Source organism: Novosphingobium umbonatum (assembly GCF_004005905.1).
In the GTDB taxonomy this organism is placed as follows: domain Bacteria; phylum Pseudomonadota; class Alphaproteobacteria; order Sphingomonadales; family Sphingomonadaceae; genus Novosphingobium; species Novosphingobium umbonatum.
In genome coordinates this window covers 258850-277628 of sequence record NZ_SACO01000001.1, presented here as the reverse complement: position 1 = coordinate 277628, position 18779 = coordinate 258850, and the positions used below count along the sequence as shown (strand labels likewise).

At 62.3% G+C, this 18779-nt stretch carries 19 protein-coding genes; 7 read left to right on the top strand and 12 right to left on the bottom strand.

The features are described from left to right. Positions 1-58: 58 nt before the first annotated feature. From EOE18_RS01215 to EOE18_RS01200, 5 genes are all read right to left on the bottom strand, one after another. Positions 59-616, bottom strand: coding sequence for a phosphoribosyltransferase (locus EOE18_RS01215; protein ID WP_127705365.1), 558 nt, complete (start codon positions 614-616; stop codon positions 59-61). 106 nt (positions 617-722) lie between these two features. Further along, positions 723-1712, bottom strand: coding sequence for a 5'-methylthioadenosine/S-adenosylhomocysteine nucleosidase (locus EOE18_RS01210; protein WP_127705363.1), 990 nt, complete (start codon positions 1710-1712; stop codon positions 723-725). Between the two features lie 121 nt (positions 1713-1833). Next, positions 1834-2280: a hypothetical protein gene (locus tag EOE18_RS01205; RefSeq protein WP_127705361.1), complete on the bottom strand. Its 447-nt coding sequence runs from the start codon at positions 2278-2280 to the stop codon at positions 1834-1836. Positions 2281-2693: 413 nt separating this feature from the next. Then, complete coding sequence (locus tag EOE18_RS18405; protein WP_164852623.1) at positions 2694-2867, bottom strand: hypothetical protein; 174 nt, start codon at positions 2865-2867, stop codon at positions 2694-2696. Positions 2868-2942: 75 nt separating this feature from the next. Further along, the gene (locus EOE18_RS01200; protein ID WP_127705359.1) at positions 2943-4529 is read right to left on the bottom strand and encodes an isocitrate lyase; all 1587 of its coding nucleotides are present in this window, start codon (positions 4527-4529) and stop codon (positions 2943-2945) included. Between the two features lie 135 nt (positions 4530-4664). Between EOE18_RS01200 and EOE18_RS01195 the strand changes: the two genes are divergently transcribed. From EOE18_RS01195 to EOE18_RS01185, 3 genes are all read left to right on the top strand, one after another. Next, complete coding sequence (locus EOE18_RS01195; RefSeq protein ID WP_127705357.1) at positions 4665-6056, top strand: helix-turn-helix domain-containing protein; 1392 nt, start codon at positions 4665-4667, stop codon at positions 6054-6056. A 127-nt stretch (positions 6057-6183) separates the two neighbouring features. After that, the gene (locus EOE18_RS01190; RefSeq protein WP_127705355.1) at positions 6184-6633 is read left to right on the top strand and encodes a c-type cytochrome; all 450 of its coding nucleotides are present in this window, start codon (positions 6184-6186) and stop codon (positions 6631-6633) included. A 73-nt stretch (positions 6634-6706) separates the two neighbouring features. Continuing rightward, a complete protein-coding gene (locus tag EOE18_RS01185; protein WP_127705353.1) occupies positions 6707-7423 on the top strand; it encodes a cytochrome b/b6 domain-containing protein in 717 nt (238 codons plus the stop codon). A gap of 52 nt (positions 7424-7475) precedes the next feature. On the opposite strand, the gene EOE18_RS01180 is transcribed toward EOE18_RS01185, so the two are convergent. After that, positions 7476-8519 carry an aldo/keto reductase gene (locus EOE18_RS01180; protein ID WP_127705351.1) on the bottom strand — a complete coding sequence of 348 codons (1044 nt, stop codon included), beginning with the start codon at positions 8517-8519 and terminating at the stop codon, positions 7476-7478. Between the two features lie 219 nt (positions 8520-8738). On the opposite strand from EOE18_RS01180, the gene cysK reads away from it, so the two are divergent. Then, entirely contained in the window at positions 8739-9659 is a 921-nt protein-coding gene (cysK, locus tag EOE18_RS01175; RefSeq protein ID WP_127705349.1) for a cysteine synthase A, read from the top strand. A 33-nt stretch (positions 9660-9692) separates the two neighbouring features. Beyond that, the gene (locus EOE18_RS01170; protein WP_127705347.1) at positions 9693-10391 is read left to right on the top strand and encodes a glutamine amidotransferase; all 699 of its coding nucleotides are present in this window, start codon (positions 9693-9695) and stop codon (positions 10389-10391) included. On the opposite strand, the gene EOE18_RS01165 is transcribed toward EOE18_RS01170, so the two are convergent. Next, positions 10383-10838, bottom strand: coding sequence for an Lrp/AsnC family transcriptional regulator (locus EOE18_RS01165; RefSeq protein WP_127705345.1), 456 nt, complete (start codon positions 10836-10838; stop codon positions 10383-10385). The genes EOE18_RS01170 and EOE18_RS01165 overlap by 9 nt on opposite strands. A gap of 142 nt (positions 10839-10980) precedes the next feature. Between EOE18_RS01165 and ald the strand changes: the two genes are divergently transcribed. After that, on the top strand, positions 10981-12096 hold the full coding sequence (ald, locus tag EOE18_RS01160; protein ID WP_127705343.1) for an alanine dehydrogenase: 1116 nt from the start codon (positions 10981-10983) through the stop codon (positions 12094-12096). Between the two features lie 127 nt (positions 12097-12223). Then, complete coding sequence (locus EOE18_RS01155; protein ID WP_127705341.1) at positions 12224-13060, top strand: transcriptional regulator; 837 nt, start codon at positions 12224-12226, stop codon at positions 13058-13060. Between the two features lie 9 nt (positions 13061-13069). Here EOE18_RS01155 and EOE18_RS01150 read toward each other — a convergent pair whose 3' ends face one another. The 5 genes from EOE18_RS01150 to EOE18_RS01130 all read right to left on the bottom strand — a co-directional run bounded on the left by EOE18_RS01150 (position 13070) and on the right by EOE18_RS01130 (position 18769). Continuing rightward, complete coding sequence (locus EOE18_RS01150; RefSeq protein WP_127705339.1) at positions 13070-14464, bottom strand: hypothetical protein; 1395 nt, start codon at positions 14462-14464, stop codon at positions 13070-13072. A gap of 82 nt (positions 14465-14546) precedes the next feature. Continuing rightward, positions 14547-15272, bottom strand: coding sequence for an ABC transporter ATP-binding protein (locus tag EOE18_RS01145; RefSeq protein ID WP_127705337.1), 726 nt, complete (start codon positions 15270-15272; stop codon positions 14547-14549). After that, a complete protein-coding gene (locus EOE18_RS01140) occupies positions 15269-16519 on the bottom strand; it encodes an ABC transporter permease (protein ID WP_127705335.1) in 1251 nt (416 codons plus the stop codon). Before EOE18_RS01140 ends, EOE18_RS01145 begins: the two co-directional genes overlap by 4 nt. Beyond that, positions 16516-17430: an efflux RND transporter periplasmic adaptor subunit gene (locus EOE18_RS01135; protein ID WP_127705333.1), complete on the bottom strand. Its 915-nt coding sequence runs from the start codon at positions 17428-17430 to the stop codon at positions 16516-16518. The genes EOE18_RS01140 and EOE18_RS01135 overlap by 4 nt, the downstream gene beginning before the upstream one ends. 181 nt (positions 17431-17611) lie before the next feature. Beyond that, on the bottom strand, positions 17612-18769 hold the full coding sequence (locus EOE18_RS01130) for a pyridoxal phosphate-dependent aminotransferase (RefSeq protein ID WP_127705332.1): 1158 nt from the start codon (positions 18767-18769) through the stop codon (positions 17612-17614). Between the last annotated feature and the right edge of the window lie 10 nt (positions 18770-18779).

The window sequence follows — 18779 nt, the reverse complement described above, 5'->3', positions numbered from 1 at the left end:
GCTGAGAGTGTTGCGAAAAATAGAGCAGGCGCAGCGGGGCGTCGCTGCGCCTATTGTCTCATTCCTCGCGCAGGATGATCGCCGCTTCCGGCTTGTGCTTGCGGATTTCCTCCAACGTCAAGCCGTCGACTTCATGCGGGAAGACCAGCCATTCGTCGGTTTCATAGACATAGAAGTCGGGCTTCATGTCCACCTTGGTCCGCTTGGGCTTGTAATAGACGGTGGCGGTGCGGATGGTGGTGGGGGTGTTGTGGCGGCAGCGCGCTTTCAATTCTTCCATGAAAGCGGCGATGGAACGGCCCGAATCAAACACATCGTCGATCACCAACAGGCGGTCGGTCGGCTCCAGCGTGTCGATCAGATAGCCCAGCGAATAGACGCGGACCTCGTCCTTCTGTTGGTTGATGCCGGTATAGCTGGCGGTGCGGATGGCGATATGGTCGGTCATCACGCCGTGATATTCCAGCAATTCCTGCACCGCGATGCCCACCGGAGCCCCGCCGCGCCAGATGCCCACAATATGGGTGGGGCGGAAATCGGAATCGAGGATGATATTGGCCAGACGGAAGGAATCGGCCAGCAAATCATTGGCGGAGAGATAGCGCTTTTCGATCATGGAGCGGCTCGTGGATCTGTTGTAACAATGGGGGCAGTGTAACGCTTGGCGGCGGGACTGGGTAGGGCGGGGGCGGCGATAACCCCCGCTTATTAATCAGGCCCCGTCAATCAGGAAGCGCGGCCAGATAGCGTGTTACCACCGTGGCGGCATTGCGCGCGGCAAGGCGGCCAAAGATCCATGAACGGTTTGGTCCCGTGTCGCCCCCCGCCAGATCGGACAGCGAGCGGAAGGCGATGAAGGGCACTTGGTTGGCATAGGCGACATGGGCGGTGGCCGCCGTTTCCATGTCCAGCACCTGCGCCTTGAAAGTGGCATAGAGATATTCGCGATATTCGGCATTATCGGCAAAGGCGGGGCCGGAAATGCCATTGCCGCCCACCACAATGCGCGGGCTGGTGTCGAGGCAGCGGCCTGCATCGGGCGAGATGCCCTTGGTCTGGGGAATGGGCTCATCCTTGGCAAGGCAGCTTTGCAGGCTCAACTTGGGCGCCATTTTGCGCGCCACGGCCAGCAGGGCAGGATCGGCCATGAACCAGCGATGGCGGCGGGGCTTTTCCGCCGCATTGCCCACCCGCACGTCGCGCGGGATCAACATGCCATAGGCGGGCAATTGATCGGGCGTTTCCAGATCGGGCGAGACATAGCTGTCGCCTTTCTTCCGGCCCAGCGAGACTTCCATATATTGGTTCCATCGCTCGGCCACCACCACATCGCCCACCGACAGATGGGGGTCGATGCCGCCTGCAATGCCGGAAAAGATGATGCGTTTGGCGTTGAAATGATCCAGCGCCAATTGGGTGTTCATCGCGGCATTGACCATGGAGACGCCCGATTCCATCAGGATCACCGGCCTGCCCGCGATACTGCCGGTCAGGAAGGTCAAGCCATTGATGTGGTAGGATTTGGCACCCTTCACCGCGCTTTCCAACGCCACCCATTCGGGTTCAAAGGCGGTAATGACCAGAGTGCGTGGGGTCTTGTCGAACTGGGCCGGGGCAGCCGGTTTGGCTTGGGCCAGTGGTGCGGCCAATGGCGCGGCCAGCAAGGAGGCGGCGATCAGCAGTGATCGGGCGGCAATGGGCAGTCTGGACAAGTTGCAGGCTCCGGCTTTGAAACAGAAATCCAGCCTTCCTGCCGGAGGGCTTGCCTGTCAATGCCGGTGAATTGCGCAGGGCCTTGGGCGTGGGCACGCGCGGCCAAGCGCTAAAAGCTTTTCAGTGCAGCATGCTCGATTGGCTCATCATATCGCCCTTGTCGGAACGCATGGCAGGCGATGCATTGGCCAAAGCTTGCGTCAGGGCGCATAGACAAGCCAGAGCCAGAGTAGCGCCAGCGGCCGTAGTTTCCTCTTGCCGGTGCGGCAGAATGACCGAGGCCAGATGGTCCCCCTCGCTGCCGCGTGACAGACAAAAGCCCATGTCGGGGCCGATGAAGGATAAAACCGCGCTATCGGTCGCCTCCAGATCCAGCAAGGATTCCAGGCGTGCCGTGCTGGGCGTTGCCAGTCCCAGCACCAGCATCGGCGTGGGCGAATGGCAGACCAGATCATGGAACAGCCGGATCAGGTCGGCTTCGTGGCGTTCATCACTGCCGGCAATGGCCATGCCCAGCCCGTCGAGCGCGTGCATCCATTCCCGCAAGGTCTTGTTTCCCTGGCTCATTGCGACCCTTGTCCAAAATTTATGGCCATCCTTATACGGCAAGGGCCTCTGCCATTGCTTTCAAGGGGGTTGGGTAGTTTTTGCGAGGTGTTTCTTCACACCCTCTGCAGGCTTGTTTTAACCAAATGGCGCGCCAATTAGGTGCCAATACAGGGCGCGACGCGGCCAAGTCCTTGAATCGCCGTTCGGTCATGCGCGAGGGCCGGTAACGACTCCGTGCCTGTAGAACGGCAGGTTTACCCTCAATTTTTAGCACATCGCTGGCTCTGGCGTATCTTTTTTTTGGCATGCTACCTTTGGACAGGATGGAATCATGCGCAAAAAAGGACCCGCCGCATCTCTGCGACGGGTCCCCAGTCACTCCTCCCCAGGAGTCCGGTCAAAATTTGTCCGGTTTATTATGGTGTCTCGGTTCAGCGACGAGGGGCAACGCTGCCCAGTCGGTGATAGAGATGGTTGAACTTGTTGCTTTCGGGCGCGTCTTCATGCGCCTTCAGGTAGAACAGCACCGCTTCGCGCAGCAGGCGGAAATCCTCGGTCGAGAGGACCGCACGGGCGCGGGTGGGTTCGCGAGTTTCAGTGGTCATCGCTGGCATCCTCTTTCCAGTGAACTGGGTTGAAAACAATCGGGTTCAAACTTGGCTGATTTCCGCCCGCTGCGTTTACGCAGCAAACTGGTTCATAGTGTTGTGTGCGCCGCCGGCCTTCAGCGCGGCCTCACCGGCGAAATAATCCTTGTGATCATCGCCCATGTCGCTGCCAGCCATGTTCTGGTGCTTCACGCAGGCGATGCCCTGACGGATTTCCTGACGCTGCACGCCCTTCACGTAACCCAGCATGCCTTGTTCGCCGAAATATTCCTTGGCCAGATTGTCGGTGGACAGGGCGGCGGTGTGATAGGTGGGCAGGGTGATCAGATGGTGGAAAATGCCAGCCTGCGCCGCTGCATCGCGCTGGAAGGTGCGGATGCGTTCGTCGGCTTCGGCGGCCAGTTCGGTGCTGTCATAATCCACGCTCATCAGCTTGGCTCGGTCATAGGCGGTCAGGTCGCGCCCTTCCGCGGTCCAGGCATCGAACACCTGCTGGCGGAAATTCAGCGTCCAGTTGAACGAAGGGCTGTTGTTATAGACCAGCTTGGCATTGGGGATGACCTCGCGGATGCGGCTCACCATGCCACCAATCTGGCCGATATGCGGCTTTTCGGTTTCGATCCACAACAGGTCGGCACCATTCTGCAGGCTAGTGATGCAATCCAGCACGCAACGGTCTTCGCCGGTTCCGGCGCGGAACTGGTAAAGGTTGCTGGGCAGGCGCTTGGGGCGCATCAACTTGCCGTCGCGGCTGACCAACACATCGCCATGGCCCAGCGTGGCAGCATCCACATCTTCGCAGTCGAGGAAGCTGTTATACTGGTCGCCAATGTCACCCTTGGTGCGGGTAAAGGCGATCTGCTTGGTCAGGCCAGCGCCAAGGCTGTCGGTACGGGCCACGATGATGCCTTCGTCCACGCCCAGTTCCATGAAGGCGTAACGCACCGCACGGATTTTGGCGAGGAAGTCCTCATGCGGCACGGTCACCTTGCCATCCTGATGCCCGCACTGCTTTTCATCCGACACCTGGTTTTCGATCTGGATGGCGCAGGCGCCTGCCTCGATCATCTTCTTGGCCAGCAGATAGGTGGCTTCGGCATTGCCGAATCCGGCGTCAATATCGGCGATGATCGGCACCACATGGGTCTGGTAATCATCGATCTTGTGCAGCAGGCGGTGGGTGTTGACCGCATCGCCAGCCTTGCGTGCCTCGTCCAGTTGACGGAACAGGCCGCCCAATTCGCGGGCATCGGCCTGGCGCAGGAAGGTGTAAAGCTCCTCGATCAGCGCGGGCACGCTGGTCTTTTCATGCATCGACTGGTCGGGCAGGGGACCAAACTCGCTGCGCAGGGCGGCGATCATCCAGCCCGACAGATAGAGGTAGCGGCCTTTGGTGGTGCCGAAATGCTTCTTGATGGAGATCATCTTCTGCTGCGCGATGAACCCGTGCCAGCAGCCCAGCGACTGGGTATATTGGGCGGGATCGGCGTCATAGGCGGCCATGTCGCGGCGCATGATGGCAGCGGTATAGCGGGCGATGTCCAGACCGCTGCGGAAGCGGTTTTGCAGGCGCATGCGGGCGATGTTCTCGGCCTCGATGCCGTCCCAATGGGGCTCGATGCTCTGGCGGGCGGCGGCGGTGGTGGCGGTGTAGGTCATGGCTTGTCCTCTCGTCTGATGGACAAGAGTTAATCCTCGCAGCCTGCGAAGAAAATGGCTTGCAGGGTGCGCCTGTAAGACTTTACAAGCTTTCTCTGTAAAGTTGTGCAGGTCTTACAAGGAGAGGTGTGAGCCATGTCGGCCAAGCCATTATATATGGGCCCGCGCCTCAAACGCCTGCGCCGTGAATTGGGCCTGACGCAACAGGCGATGGCCGATGATCTGGCGATTTCGCCCTCCTATGTCGCGCTGCTGGAGCGTAACCAGCGCCCCTTCACCGCCGACCTGCTCTTGCGTTTGGCGCGTAGTTACAAGCTCGATCTGGACGATCTGGATGCCGATGATGGCGCCGATTATGGTCGCCGTCTGGGCGAGGCTTTGCGCGATCCGATCTTTGCCGATATTGACCTGCCCGCTTTGGAGGTGGCCGATCTGGCCACCTCCTTCCCCGGCATTTCCGAGGCTTTGCTGCGGCTCTATGGCGCCTATGCCAAGGGGCAGGCGGCCTTGGCCGATCGCGCGGGCGAGGGTGCGACCGGCGGGGATGATCCGGTGGCCGAAGTGCGGCGGTTTATCTCGGCGCGGCGCAACTGGTTCCCGACGCTGGATGCCAAGGGTGAGGCTCTGGCCGCGCTGGTGGCCGAGGCGGGGGGCTTGCGCGCCTATCTGGCGCAGCGCCATGGTATCCGCACGCGATTGATGCCCGCGCAAGTGATGATGGGCGCGGTCCGGCGCTTTGACCGGCATAATCAGCAATTGCTGCTGGACGACACTTTGGCCCATGCCACCAGCGCTTTCCATCAGGCCCTGCAAATCGCCTATCAGGAATGCCGGTCAGAGGTGAACACGCTGGTGCGCGAGGCGGGTTTGAGCGGCGGGGCCACCAATCTGCTGCGCCGCGCTTTGGCTGGCTATGTCGCGGCGGCGATATTGATGCCCTATGATGCCTTTGCCAAAGCCTTGGAGGACCGCGCCTATGACATAGAGGCCGTGGGCCGCCAGTTCGGCACCAGCTTTGAACAGACCGCGCATCGCATGACCACCATGCACAAGTCCGGCGCGGAGAAAGTGCCCTTTTTCTTTCTGCGGGTGGATGCTGCGGGCAATGTGTCCAAGCGGTTGGACGGGGCAGGATTTCCCTTTGCGGGCCATGGCGGGGGGTGCCCCCTGTGGAATGTGCATCAGGTGATGGCGCAGCCGGGGCGGATCGACACGCAATGGCTGGAGCTGCCCGACGGCCAGCGCTTTTTCTCCATCGCCCGCACGGTGGAGGCGGGGGGTGGTGCATGGGGACGGCCGAGCGTGCGGCGCGCGGTGGCGCTGGCCTGTGCGGCCGAACATGCGCCGCGTCTGGTCTATGCCTTGGGCCAAGACCCGCGCAAGGTGGAGGCAGCGCCTATCGGCATATCCTGTCGCCTGTGCCACCGGCCCGATTGCGCGGCGCGGGCGCTGCCGCCTTTGGGCCGCGCGGTGATGGCCGATGATGTGCGGCGCGGAGCGGCACCCTTCGGGTTGGACGAGGTGTAATCCGCCGCGCTTGCTACAATTGGCTACATTTTGTGCGCTTGACTTTATACCGCATCGCAGCGACCCCTAAGGCCAGACTGGCGGGAATGGGTGCGATGCTGTGCCCGCTGCAAAAACGGGAGAATTTATGCGCAAGATTGCAATGATGGTGGGCGCTCTGGTGCTGGGTACGGCTGTGGTGGCGCAGGCGGCTACCCCGCTGGAAACGGTGGAGGCCCGCAAGGCCAATTTCAAGAAGATCGGCGGCGCGATGAAGGCTTCGGGCGATACGTTCAAGTCGGGCGCTCCCGATGCTGCCGTGCTGAAGGCCAATGCCGCGATCATCGCCGGTTTCGCCGATCAGGTTCCCAGCTGGTTCCCCGCTGGCACCGCCGTGGGCGTGGGCAAGTCGGAAGCCAAGCCCAACATCTGGACCGACAAGGCCGGTTTCGCCAAGGCTGCTGCTGATTTCTCGGCCGCTGCCAAGGGTTACAAGGCTGCTGCCGACACGGGCAATGTCGCGGCTGCCGGCGCTGCGCTGGGCAAGCTGGGCGGCACCTGCAAGGGTTGCCACGAAACCTTCCGCCAGAAGGACTGATCTGGCCTAGGCGTCAATATCAGGGGGCGTCCGCCAGAGGCTGGGCGCCCCTTTGCTGTAAAGGGGGAACAGGATGAGTGAAGCCAAGGCTGTAACGATCCGCTTGTGGGATCTGCCGGTTCGGCTGTTCCACTGGGCGGTGGTGGTGTTGATTTTCGGCCTGTGGGCCACCCATGCCTTTGGCAAGATGGATGTGCATATCAAGCTGGGGCTGGCGCTGCTGTTTCTGGTGGTGTTTCGCGTGGTCTGGGGCTTTCTGGGCAGCGATACGGCGCGTTTCACCAGCTTTGTCAAAGGGCCTGCGGGCATTGCCGCCTATTTGCGCAGCGGTCGTTCGGCCGATGGTGGTCCGGTGGTGGGCCATAATCCGCTGGGCGCGCTCAGCGTGCTGGGGCTGATCGGGCTGATGGCGGTGCAGGTCGGGCTTGGCCTGTTTGCGACCGATACCGATGCCATTTATTCCGGTCCGCTCAATTATTGGGTGGATGCCGAATTGGCCGAAAAGCTGACCGATCTACACGAATTAGGCTTCAAGCTGATCGAGTTGATGGTGGTGGTCCATCTGGGCGCGATCATCTTCTATGCGGTGAAGAAGAAAGAGCGTCTGGTGCCGCCGATGGTGACCGGCAAAAAGACCTATGACGAGCCTGTGGCCCAGCCCAAATCCGCGCCTTGGTGGCGTTTGTTGCTGGCGCTGGTGCTGGCGGGAACGGCCACTTGGTGGGTGGCGCAGGGCGGGCATTTCGTGCCGCCGCCTCCCATGCCCGCCGGATTGGAAGATTACGGCTAAAGATCGAAGGCCCGCCCCCTGCACAAGGTGGCGGGCCTTTTGTTACGCCTGCTTATGGGCAAGGATCGGGATAGAGCGCGTAAACCTCGGCAATGGCCTTGAGCGCTTCTTCGGGCAGCGGGGTCAGGCTGCCTTCAATGTCGGATTTAAGCTGTTCCAGACTGGTCGCCCCGATGATGGAAGAGGTGACAAAAGCGCGGCTATAGACAAAGCCCAAGGCCAAGGCTTCGGGGCTGAGGCCAAAGGCATGGGCAATGCCGACATAGCGCGCCACGGCAGCGGTCTGGTTGGGCGCGAGATAACGGGTGAATTGCTTGGCCACATCCCCGCGCGAACCCTTGGGCGCGACTCCGCCCAGATATTTGCCGGTCAAATAGCCCGCAGCCAGCGGCGAATAGGCCAGCAGGCCAATCCCTTCGCGCAGGGCAAATTCGGAAAGCCCCGTTTCAAAGGTGCGGTTGAGCAGATTATAGGCGTTCTGGATCGAAGCCACGCGCGGCAGGCCCTTTTCACGATGCAGGCGCAGGGCTTCGGCCACGCCCCAAGGCGTTTCGTTCGACACGCCAAAGCTGCGGATCTTGCCCGCCTTCACCAGATCATCCAGCGCGCTGATCGATTCTTCCAATGGCACGGCCTCGGGCGCATCGGTAATGGCCTGCATCCCACGCCCGCCAAACATCGGCACGGCGCGGTCGGGCCAGTGCAGTTGGTAGAGGTCGAGATAATCGGTCTGCAAACGGGCAAGGCTGGCATCGATAGCGGCCTCGATATTCTTGCGGTCCAGACGATTGGCGCCGCCGCGCATCGGCACAAAGCGCGAAGGGCCCGAAACCTTGCTGGCCAGTACGATCTTGTCGCGCTTGCCGCTCTTGGCGATCCAGGTGCCGATATATTCCTCGGTGCGGCCCAAAGTTTCCACCCGCGTGGGGGTCACCGGATACATCTCGGCCGTGTCGAGGAAGTTGATGCCATGGTCGAGCGCCAGATCGATCTGGTCATGGGCCTCGGCCTCGCTGTTTTGCGAGCCCCATGTCATGGTGCCAAGGCAAACGGCGCTGACCGACAGGCCGGTGGTGCCAAGCGGGCGATAATCCATAGCGGGCTATTTCCTTGAGATTGCAATGTCTGCTGCCAATTTAGGAAGCGGGGGGCGATTGCGCCAGAGTGCGGAGGGAAAAGACCTTGTTGTGCACGGGCAAGAAAACTCAACTGGATTACTTATCATTGAGATCTATGGTGAGCGGGCTATTCAAATGGCTCAAGAGCGGCGTCGGGGCGTTGAGCCCGCGTCACCAGCCCCAAGGGAGTGCATCCGATGAAGGCCGATTCGATTCTCGCAACCATTGGCGGAACCCCGCATGTGCGCCTGTCGCGCTTGTTCCCCGATCATGAAGTGTGGGTGAAAAGCGAGCGCACCAATCCGGGCGGTTCGATCAAGGACCGTATCGCTCTGGCCTTGATCGAGGCGGCCGAGGCCGATGGCAGCCTGAAGCCCGGCGGCACGATCATCGAGCCGACCAGCGGCAACACCGGCATTGGCCTTGCGCTGGTGGCGGCGGTGAAGGGGTACAAGCTGATCCTCGTCATGCCCGAAAGCATGAGCATCGAGCGCCGCCGTCTGATGCTGGCCTATGGCGCCAGCTTTGACCTGACCCCGCGTGAAAAGGGCATGAAGGGGGCGATCGAGCGCGCCAAGGAGCTGGCCGAGCAGACGCCGGGCGCATGGATCCCGCAGCAGTTTGAAAACCCCGCCAACCCTGCCATCCATGCCCGCACCACGGCGCAGGAAATTCTGGCCGATTTTGCCGATACGCCGATTGATGTGGTGATTACCGGCGTTGGCACTGGCGGGCATCTGACCGGCGTGGCCGAGACCCTGAAGCCGGTTTGGCCCGCGTTGAAGGCCTATGCGGTGGAGCCCACCCTCTCGCCCGTGATCAGTGGCGGCCAGCCTGCACCCCATCCCATTCAGGGCATTGGTGCGGGCTTTATCCCCGCCAACCTGCATACGGCCAGCATTGACGGCGTGATTCAGGTCGATCCTGCCGCTGCCAAGGAATGGGCGCGCCAGTCGGCTTTGAAGGAAGGCCTGCTGGTGGGCATTTCTTCGGGCGCCACTCTGGCCGCCATCGCGCAGAAATTGCCCGAATTGCCCGCCGGCAGCCGCGTGTTGGGCTTTAATTACGACACGGGCGAACGTTATCTGTCGGTGCCGGATTTCCTGCCCGAACCATAAGGTTTGGTGTCAGAACTGATGTTGTGAGTTGCCATGAAGACTGCCCTGATCATCCGCCACGTTCCCTATGAGGGCGTGGCGGGCTTTCGCGCCCCTATCGAAGCCGCTGGCTATGACGTGGACCGCATCGATGTGGCGGACCCTGCCTTTTCGACGCTGGACCTGCGCGAGCCGGATCTGTTGATCATGATGGGCGGCCCGATGGGCGTGTATGAAACCGAGCAGCATCCCTGGATCCGCTGCCAGATGCGCCGCCTTGCGCTGCGTCTGGCGGCGGACCGGCCTACTTTGGGTGTCTGTTTCGGCGCACAGATGATGGCGGCGGCGCTGGGTGCGGAAGTCTATCGCGGTCCGCGCAAGGAGGTGGGTTTCCACCCCGTTCGGCTGCATGACCATGCGCAGGACACGCCCTTGCGGCATATTGTCGATGTGCCGGTGCTGCATTGGCATGGCGACACGTTTACGCGCCCCGAAGGGGTGGAACTGCTGGCCTCCAGCGACCTGTATGAGCATCAGGCCTTCCGGCGCGGGCCTAACCTGCTGGCGCTGCAATTCCATGCCGAAATGGGGCTGGACCCGCGCTTTGACGCATGGCTGGAGCAGTCGCCCGCCTGCGTGGTGGAGGCGGGCAGCAATGAACAGGCCCTGCGCGCCGCGCATGAGGCCCATGGCGCCAAAGCCGTTGCCGCGGGGCAGGCGATGATTGCCGAATGGCTGGCAGGTTTAGACTAAGGCATATCCATTCCACGCCTTGACGGTGCGGATGACAAAGCTGGTATGCATGGTCGAAACACCGGGCAGGCGGGCCAAAGTCTCGCGGTGCAGGCGGTCATAATCGGCCATATCGCGCGCGGCGGTGCGCAGGCGATAATCCGCCGTGCCTGACAGCAAATGGCATTCCAGAATATCGGGAAAGTCCGAAACGGCGCGTTCGAAACGCTCCATCGCCTCGCTCGACTGGCTGACCAGCGTGATGTCGATCAACACATGCAGGCCAATGCCCAGCTTGGCCGGATCAAGCCGCGCGCCATAGCTGCGGATGATGCCCGCCTCCTCCAGCGCGCGCATCCGGCGGTGGCAGGCTGAAGCCGACAGGCCGACCAACTCCGCCAATTGCGCGATCGAGGCGCTGGAATCCTGTTGCAGCGCGTTGAGCAGGCGGCGGTCGAGGCGATCCATGAATAAATTTCCTGTCATTTGGCCTTTTGTCGGGATAATTTCCCGATAATTCGACATTCAACGCCAAATGAGGGAAAACATCAAGGGCCAAGCGCTTTATCCTCGCGCATCAGATAGCAAGCCTCTTTTCAAGGACACCATCATGATCGTCGGCACCGTCAAAGAGATCAAGAACCACGAATATCGCGTTGGCCTGACGCCTGAAGCGGTGCAGGAACTGGTGGCCCATGGCCATCAGGTGCTGGTGGAAGCAGGCGCGGGCCTTGGCATTGGCGCGGGTGATGCGGCCTATGTGGCGGCGGGTGCGGAACTGGTGGCGACCCCTGCCGAAGTTTTCGCCCGCGCAGAAATGGTGGTGAAGGTGAAGGAGCCGCAGGCCGTCGAACGCGCCATGCTGCGCGAAGGCCAGATCCTTTACACCTATTTGCATCTGGCACCCGATCCCGAACAGACCGCCGATCTGGTCAAGTCGGGCGCGGTATGCATCGCCTATGAAACCGTGACCGATGCGCATGGCGGCCTGCCGCTGCTCAAGCCCATGAGTCAGGTGGCTGGTCGTATGGCTATTCAGGCTGGCGCCACCGCGCTGGAAAAGGCCCATGGCGGTCGCGGCGTGCTGTTGGGCGGCGTACCGGGCGTGCTGCCCGCCAAGGTGGTGGTGATCGGCGGCGGTGTGGTCGGTTTCAACGCTGCGCAAATGGCGGTGGGCCTTGGCGCCGATGTGACCATTCTGGACCGCAGCAATGAAACGCTCGAACGCCTGTCGGCCCAGTTCGGTGCCAGCGCCAAGACGCTCTATTCGAGCCGCGCCAATCTGGCCGCTGCCGTGGCAGAGGCCGATCTGGTGATCGGCGCGGTGCTGATCCCTGGCGCCGCCGCGCCCAAGCTGGTGACCCGCGCTATGCTCTCCACCATGCAGCCCGGCGCTGTGCTGGTGGACGTGGCCATCGACCAAGGCGGCTGTTTCGAAACCAGCCATGCCACCACCCATGCCGAGCCTACCTATGTGGTCGATGGCATCGTGCATTATGCCGTGGCCAATATGCCTGGCGCCGTGGCCCGCACCAGCACCTATGCTCTGGGCAATGCCACGCTGCCCCATGCGGTGGCGATCGCCAATCTGGGCTGGAAGGAAGCGCTTAGCCGCGACAAGCATCTCAAGAACGGTCTCAACATCTGGAACGGCAACGTGACCTATGCCGCCGTGGCCGAGGCTTTGGGCTATGACGCGGTATCGCCCGAATTTGCTCTGGCCTGATCCCCACCCTATCAGGTTGTGAGTGAGCACGACCCGCAGGCAGCCCCGCCTGCGGGTCGTTTGCTTTAGGCAATCCTTGAGTATTGGCAGGTTATGGCACGGGCAATCTATGATGGACGCTTGGCCTATGACTTACTTTCCGCCCGCCGCTCTGGCCCGCTTTGCCAGCCATTACCCCGAAGAGCCCCATGTGCTGGAGCATAATCTGCTCGGCCATCCCTTGATGGAGCTGGAGGCGTTGGCGCAAATGGTGGAGCGCCTGCCTGCACGTCTGGTTGAATATGCCTATGCCAAACAGCCGATCGGCATCACCGGCAAGCCCCCTGTGCCCAGTATCAGCGCCGCCGATGCCGTGCGCCAGATTGACAGCGCAGGCTGCTGGGTGGCGATCACCCATATCGAGGAAGACCCGCTCTATCGCGCGCTTTTGCTGGATGTGATCGAGGAGCTAAAGCCCTTCATCACCCCCAAGACCGGCGCGGTCCATACGCCGCAGGCTTTTGTCTTCGTGTCCTCGCCCGATGCCGTTACGCCTTATCATTTTGACCCTGAACACAATATCCTGCTGCAATTGCGCGGCGCCAAGGTGATGACGCAATTCCCCGCCGATTCCGAAATGCACGCCCCCAGCGCGGTGCATGAAGCCTATCACACCGGCGGCCCGCGCGAATTGTGCTGGCGTGAGGAAATGTTGGCGGCAGGTCGGCCCTTTGCTCTTGCGGCGGGGCAGGGGTTGATGGTGCCGGTAATGGCGCCGCATTTTGTCACCAACGGGCCGGAAGTCTCCGTCTCGCTGTCGATCACTTGGCGCTCGGAATGGTCCTATAATGAAGGTGCGGCCCATGCCTTTAACAGCGTGCTGCGGGGCATGGGGTTCACCCCCGCCCGTCCGGGCCGCTGGCCGCAACAGAACCGCGCCAAGGCTTTTGCTTGGCGGGTTCTGAAGAGGTTGGGGATCAGGTAAGCGCCAGAATTATGTGAGAGCAGGCGTAGGGCGCGGGGCGATCTGCGCCAATGCCGCCTGTGCCAAGGGGCGCAGCACATAGATCGTGCCCGCCAGCATCAGCAGGGCATCGAGCAGACCGTTGGAATAGGAACCAGCCAACGGGCTCATCACCAGCACGGTCAGCAGCAGCAAGGGCAGGCGGCGGTCGGTGGGGTGGGGCGGATTGCGCTCCAGATCGGCCACCAGCAGCGCGATCACCACCAGAAATTCCACGATATGGTAATAGGAATAGACCGGCACAAACATGGCGGGCAGGGCGGTGACTACAAACACCAGTTCACAACGGGTGATGCGACGGGTGGCCGCGCCCCATGCCACCAGCGCCACACTGGCCAGCGCCAAGAGTTCCAGCACCTGCGCCACTGTATCGCTGTAGCGCGGGCGCACATCCATCTGCATCAGCACGCCTTTGGCATACATGAAGATAGACGCGTTCCATTCATCGCCCATGTCCGACACGATATAGCGGAAGTGATAGATGGTCAGGCCCTTTTGCACATTGGTCAGCGTGTAAAGCGGATAAAGCGCATGGGCGAGCGGGAAAGCGATGGCGGCAATCACCACGCTGATGGCGCCGGGAATGGCCATGCGGGTGAAACGCGCCCAGAGGCTGCCGCTGCCCAGCAGTTCCAGCAACACCAGCAGCGCCGGTTCGGGGCGCAGGTTGACCGCAAAGGCCAAAGCCACCCAGCCCAGCCAGCGCTGCCGCCCCGAAACCGCCGTGGCCAGCCATGCCAGCGCCAGCAGCGCCGAATAGCCGCCTGCCAGATTGCCGCGATTGAGCATCCATAGCGCGGGATAAGAGGCCAGCGCGGCAAAAGCGATAAAGCGGCCCGTGGCGCGTGAGGCGCCCATATGGCTGCGCGCCATGCTGGCCACGGCCACACCGCCCGCCGCATAAAGGCCCCAGAACACCAGCATCGCCACCAGCGGATTGGTGGCCGCGATCAAATGGGCGCAGGACAGATAGAGCAGGCTGGCAAAGGGCGGCAGATGCAGATTGGTGACATTGGCCAGCATCTCTGGCGCGGCAAGGTTTTCCGGCGAGAGATCATAGGGATTGTCCAGCAAGTAGAGCCGGAAAATATGCGGCCAATGGTTCAGATAGGCCTTGTCCGCCAAAGTCTGGGTGAAAATATCCTGATAGGACAGGGCCACTTTGATGAAATCGGCATAGCGGTCATTGGCGGGGAAGAACATCGAGGATGTGTCGCCGCTGAAAGCCGCCCAAATGTCATCGCCCAAAGCGCGCAGGGCCATCAGGCCCAGCAGCAGAAGGATCAGCCGTGTGGGCTGGTAAAGGCCATGGGTGAGCACCAGCCCTTCGATCTTCCGGTATAGACGCTTGATCCCTTCAGCCACTTCCCGCTCCTTTCGCGCCGGACGCGCAAACGCATCGCGGGCCAAAGCCGAATGAAACTGCCGGTTTTCTCCAGAATTTCGCTTATGTTGCGCTGGTGGCTGATTGTGTTGCGCCGGTCTGGTCGCGCACTTCGGTCACTCGCCCGTCCAGCATGGTGACGCGTATATCGGCCTTTTCGGCAATGGCGGGATCATGGGTGACGCAAACCACGGCGCGGCCCTGGTTATGCGCCAGATCGCGGAACATATCGACCACGCGGGCGCTGTTCACACTGTCCAGATTGCCGGTCGGTTCGTCACCCAGCACTAGCCTTGGATTATTGGCCAGCGCGCGGGCGATGGCCACGCGCTGCCTTTCCCCGCCCGACAGACGCTCGGGCAATTTTCCAGCTTTCTCCGCCAGCCCTACCTCGCCCAGCAGGGCCATGGCGCGATCCTTCATGGCGCGGGGCGACAGGCGGCCCAGACGGCGTAGCGGCAGCATGACATTTTCCAGGGCGCTAAATTCGGGCAGCAGGAAATGGAACTGGAACACAAAGCCGAAATGTTCCAGCCTGATCTGCGCCCTTTCATCGCCCGACAGGGTGAGCAGATCGTGCCCGTCGAGCAGCAATTGCCCGCCCGTTGGCCGGTCGATCAAGCCCAGCAGATAGAGCAGCGAGGATTTGCCGCAGCCTGAGGGGCCGACAATGGCGGTGAATTTGCCCGGCATGATGGCCAGATCCGCGTCCGCCACCAGCACCGGCGGCGGATCGCCCGCCAATTCGCGGCGCAGGTGATGCGCGATCAGGACCGGCTCTTCGCTCATACCGCGCCCCGTAGAATGTCGACAGGGTCTACCCTTGATGCCTTGCGCGCGGGCAGCCATGCCGCCACCACGCCCGCCGCCAAGGACGCGGCTGCTGCCACCAGATATTGGCGCGGCGATTGGTCGAGCGGGATATGCTGCGGATCGCCCCCCACGCTGAATTCCAGACTGCCCAGCACCTGCATCAACCCCCAGCCAAGGCACCAGCCCAGCAGGATGCCGATGCAGGCCAAAGCCAGCCCCTCCATCACAAAGATCAGCTGCAAATCGCCCTGCGAAAAGCCCATCGAGCGCAAGATGGCGATATCGCGGCGCTTGTCGGCCACGGAATTGGAAACGGCGGTGTAAATGCCGAAACTGGCCACCAGCAGGATGGCCGATACCACCGTATACATGATCACATTGCGGGTCAGCAGCAGGGCCAGAAAATCGGCCGAGCGCTCCTGCCAGCTTTCCGCCTTATAGCCATAGGTGGCCTCCAGCCCCTTGGCCACATCCTGCGCGGCATAGGCATCACTCAGCTTGATGCCGATGCGGTTGATGATGAAAGGCCGCCCCAACAGGCTTTGCGCCTCGCGCAGCAGCATATAGCCGGTGGAGCCGCCCAATTGGCTGTTGCCCTTTTTGACCAAGGCGACAATGCGCAAGGATCGCGTGCTGCCATTGGCGCTGGTGGCGGCCACAATGTCGCCTTTGCTGCGGCCCAGACGGCGCGCCATATCCTCGCCGATGATCAGCCCGCCCTGCACGCGTTCCAGATCCTCCAACCGGCCATAGCGCAATTTGTCGGCCACATTGCTCACCTTGGCCTCGATGCCCGGCTCTATGCCCACAATGCCCAAAGGTTCATCGCGCCCGCCCATGCGCAGCGTCACCGCCCCCGACAGGCTGGGCGAACCCACCGCGCCCGGGATGGCGGAAACGCTGGCTAGAATGCGTTGCCAGTCTTTCAAACCCCGCACTTCATTGCGGATTTTATAGCCATGCAATTCGACCGCCCCATCAGGCATGGCCTGTACCCCCGGTTGCGGCGGGGGGCTGCGCAATTCGTCGGAGATGGTGATATGGGGCGCGACATCGATCAATTGCCGCACAAAGTCATTCTGGCTGCCCACCATCAGCGCCGATACGGCCAGAAAGAAGCCGACACCCACGGCCACCCCGCTGGTCGCCACCAGCGTTTGCCGCCGCCGCACTAGTAAATGGCGCGCGGCAATATGCACCAGCAGGGACAGGCGATCGATCATGGTTGCGCCGGTTCAGGCTTGACCCGCTGCCCCGCCTCCAGCGTGGCGGGCGGGGCGGCGATGATGCTCTGGCCTGCGCTTAGGCCCTTGGTGATCTCCACCAGCCTGTCGCCGGTGATGCCGGTCTGCACCGGCACGGGCTTGGCACGGCCCTGCACCAACTGCCACACCTGCCCCTTTACCACGGCGGCAGGGGGCACCAGCACCGCGGCTTGGCGAATGGCGGTGATGATATTGACCTCCAGCGTCAGCCCCATCGGCACATGGGCCTCGCCATCGGGCACAAGGCGCACACGGAAGGCACGGATGGTGGGATCGCCGCCGGGGGTGATTTGCGCCACATGGGCGTGCAGCACTTGGCCCGGCAAGGCATCGGACGACATCAGCGCCTTTTGCCCCACTTGCACGCGGGGAATGTCGCGCTCGTCCACCGTGGCGGTGATGCGGATACGCGCCGGATCGCCCAGTTGGAACAAGGCCTTGGTCGGCGTCGCCAGATCGCCGGGGTAGACATCGCGCTTGGTGACAATGCCGTCGGAATTAGCGCGCACCACCAATTGGTCCAGACGCGCACGCGCGGTGGCGCTGGCGGCGCGGGCGGCTTGGGCGGTGGTGGTGGCATTGTCGCGCGCGGCGGCGGTGACCCATCCTTCGCGGAACAGGGCGGTGGTGCGTTGTTCGGCCAGATCGGCGTTGCGCTGCTGGGCGCGGGCCTGATCGAGCAGCCCGCGCTGTTCGTCAGCCGCCAGCAGCACCAGAGGTTGCCCGCGCCGCACATGCTGGCCTTCCTCCACCAACACTTGCGCCACAGGAGCGGTGATGCGTGAGGCGACGATGACCGGCTCCTGCGCCTCGACATAGCCGGTGGCATAGACCATTTGTGCGGCAGGGCCTGCCTGCGACTTAACCATGGCCAGCGGAATGGGGCGCGTGTGCCAATACCATGCCCCGCCCCCAGCGCAGAGGGCCAGACCTAAGCCCAAGCCTGCCAGTATTGCGCCTCTTGCCACGCCATTGCCTCCCCATTGGGTTTGCCCATAGTCTTACCATAGGTTTGGTGCAGCGGCGTGGAGGAAAAGTCTTTGCTGGGTATCAAAGCGGCGGGTTAATGCCCTTTTCAGCCGCCCTTTGCGCAAACCACGGGATCATGCGGGCAATCGCTTCCTCCACCAGCGGGGTGGAAACGGCAAAGCTGAAGCGCATGAAACGGTGGCCGGTTTCGGAATCGAAATCGACACCCGGCGCGCAGGCCACGCCGGTATCCTGCAACAATCTTGTGCAGAACGCCATGCTGTCATCGGTCAGATGGCCAATATCGGCCCAGATGTAAAAGGCCCCATCGGGCGGCGCGATCTTGGCCAGACCCAGCGCGGGCAGCGCGTCCAGCATCGCCTGCCGATTGGCGGCATAGGTGGTAATATGGCCTTCCAGTTCTTGCGTGCAGTCAAAGGCGGCCAGCCCTGCATGTTGGGCCAGCACGGGCGGGGTGAGGAACAGGTTGCTCATCCGCGCATAGGCAGCCTCTACCAGATCGTGCGGTGCCACCAGCCAGCCCAAGCGCCAACCGGGCATGGAGAAATATTTGGAAAAGCTGTTCACCACCAAGGCGTCAGGCGCATAGGCCAATAGGGATACGCAGGGGCCGGTATAGCTCAGCCCGTGGTAGATCTCGTCGGAGATGATGCGGATGCCGCGCTGTTGGCAGACCTGCGCTATCGCTTTCAGTTCGGCAGGCGGGATGATGGTGCCGGTGGGGTTGGCGGGGCTGGCGATGATCACGCCATCAGGGGCAGGCTCCAGCGCGGCCAGGGCGGCGGCGCTGATCTGGTAACCTTGCTCTGCGCCGCAGGGCACTTCCACCAGTTGCATATGCAGCGCTTTGACCGTGTTGCGATAAGCCACATAGCCGGGGCGGGCGGTGGCGATGCGGGCGCCGGGGGCAAAAGCGCTGTTCAAGGCCAGCACCAGCGCTGGACTGGCCCCGCAGGTGAGGATCACCTGTTCGGGCGCGATGGTCACGCCCTGTGTCTGGGCATAATGGAGGGCAATGCGCTCTTTGAGCGGGGCGCTTTCCCAATAGCCTTGCGCCTCGCTATCCAGCACATGATGCGCCTTGGCCAGCGCGGCGGCGGGGGCGCTGGTGGAGGGCTGGCCATATTCCATATGGATGATGGAGCGGCCCTGAGCGGCAAGGGCGTGGGCCAGTTGGCCGATGGCCATGGCGCGGAAGGGATCGATCGTCGCGGTCATCCCCCGCCTC

Excerpts from the sequence above, each read along its gene's own strand:
- EOE18_RS01215 (WP_127705365.1), bottom strand. The coding sequence starts at position 616 with ATGATCGAAAAGCGCTATCTCTCCGCCAATGATTTGCTGGCCGATTCC.
- EOE18_RS01205 (WP_127705361.1), bottom strand. The coding sequence starts at position 2,280 with ATGAGCCAGGGAAACAAGACCTTGCGGGAATGGATGCACGCGCTCGAC.
- EOE18_RS18405 (WP_164852623.1), bottom strand. The coding sequence starts at position 2,867 with ATGACCACTGAAACTCGCGAACCCACCCGCGCCCGTGCGGTCCTCTCG.
- EOE18_RS01200 (WP_127705359.1), bottom strand. The coding sequence starts at position 4,529 with ATGACCTACACCGCCACCACCGCCGCCGCCCGCCAGAGCATCGAGCCC.
- EOE18_RS01195 (WP_127705357.1), top strand. The coding sequence starts at position 4,665 with ATGTCGGCCAAGCCATTATATATGGGCCCGCGCCTCAAACGCCTGCGC.
- EOE18_RS01190 (WP_127705355.1), top strand. The coding sequence starts at position 6,184 with ATGCGCAAGATTGCAATGATGGTGGGCGCTCTGGTGCTGGGTACGGCT.
- EOE18_RS01185 (WP_127705353.1), top strand. The coding sequence starts at position 6,707 with ATGAGTGAAGCCAAGGCTGTAACGATCCGCTTGTGGGATCTGCCGGTT.
- EOE18_RS01180 (WP_127705351.1), bottom strand. The coding sequence starts at position 8,519 with ATGGATTATCGCCCGCTTGGCACCACCGGCCTGTCGGTCAGCGCCGTT.
- cysK (WP_127705349.1), top strand. The coding sequence starts at position 8,739 with ATGAAGGCCGATTCGATTCTCGCAACCATTGGCGGAACCCCGCATGTG.
- EOE18_RS01170 (WP_127705347.1), top strand. The coding sequence starts at position 9,693 with ATGAAGACTGCCCTGATCATCCGCCACGTTCCCTATGAGGGCGTGGCG.
- EOE18_RS01165 (WP_127705345.1), bottom strand. The coding sequence starts at position 10,838 with ATGGATCGCCTCGACCGCCGCCTGCTCAACGCGCTGCAACAGGATTCC.
- ald (WP_127705343.1), top strand. The coding sequence starts at position 10,981 with ATGATCGTCGGCACCGTCAAAGAGATCAAGAACCACGAATATCGCGTT.
- EOE18_RS01155 (WP_127705341.1), top strand. The coding sequence starts at position 12,224 with ATGACTTACTTTCCGCCCGCCGCTCTGGCCCGCTTTGCCAGCCATTAC.
- EOE18_RS01145 (WP_127705337.1), bottom strand. The coding sequence starts at position 15,272 with ATGAGCGAAGAGCCGGTCCTGATCGCGCATCACCTGCGCCGCGAATTG.
- EOE18_RS01140 (WP_127705335.1), bottom strand. The coding sequence starts at position 16,519 with ATGATCGATCGCCTGTCCCTGCTGGTGCATATTGCCGCGCGCCATTTA.
- EOE18_RS01135 (WP_127705333.1), bottom strand. The coding sequence starts at position 17,430 with ATGGTTAAGTCGCAGGCAGGCCCTGCCGCACAAATGGTCTATGCCACC.
- EOE18_RS01130 (WP_127705332.1), bottom strand. The coding sequence starts at position 18,769 with ATGACCGCGACGATCGATCCCTTCCGCGCCATGGCCATCGGCCAACTG.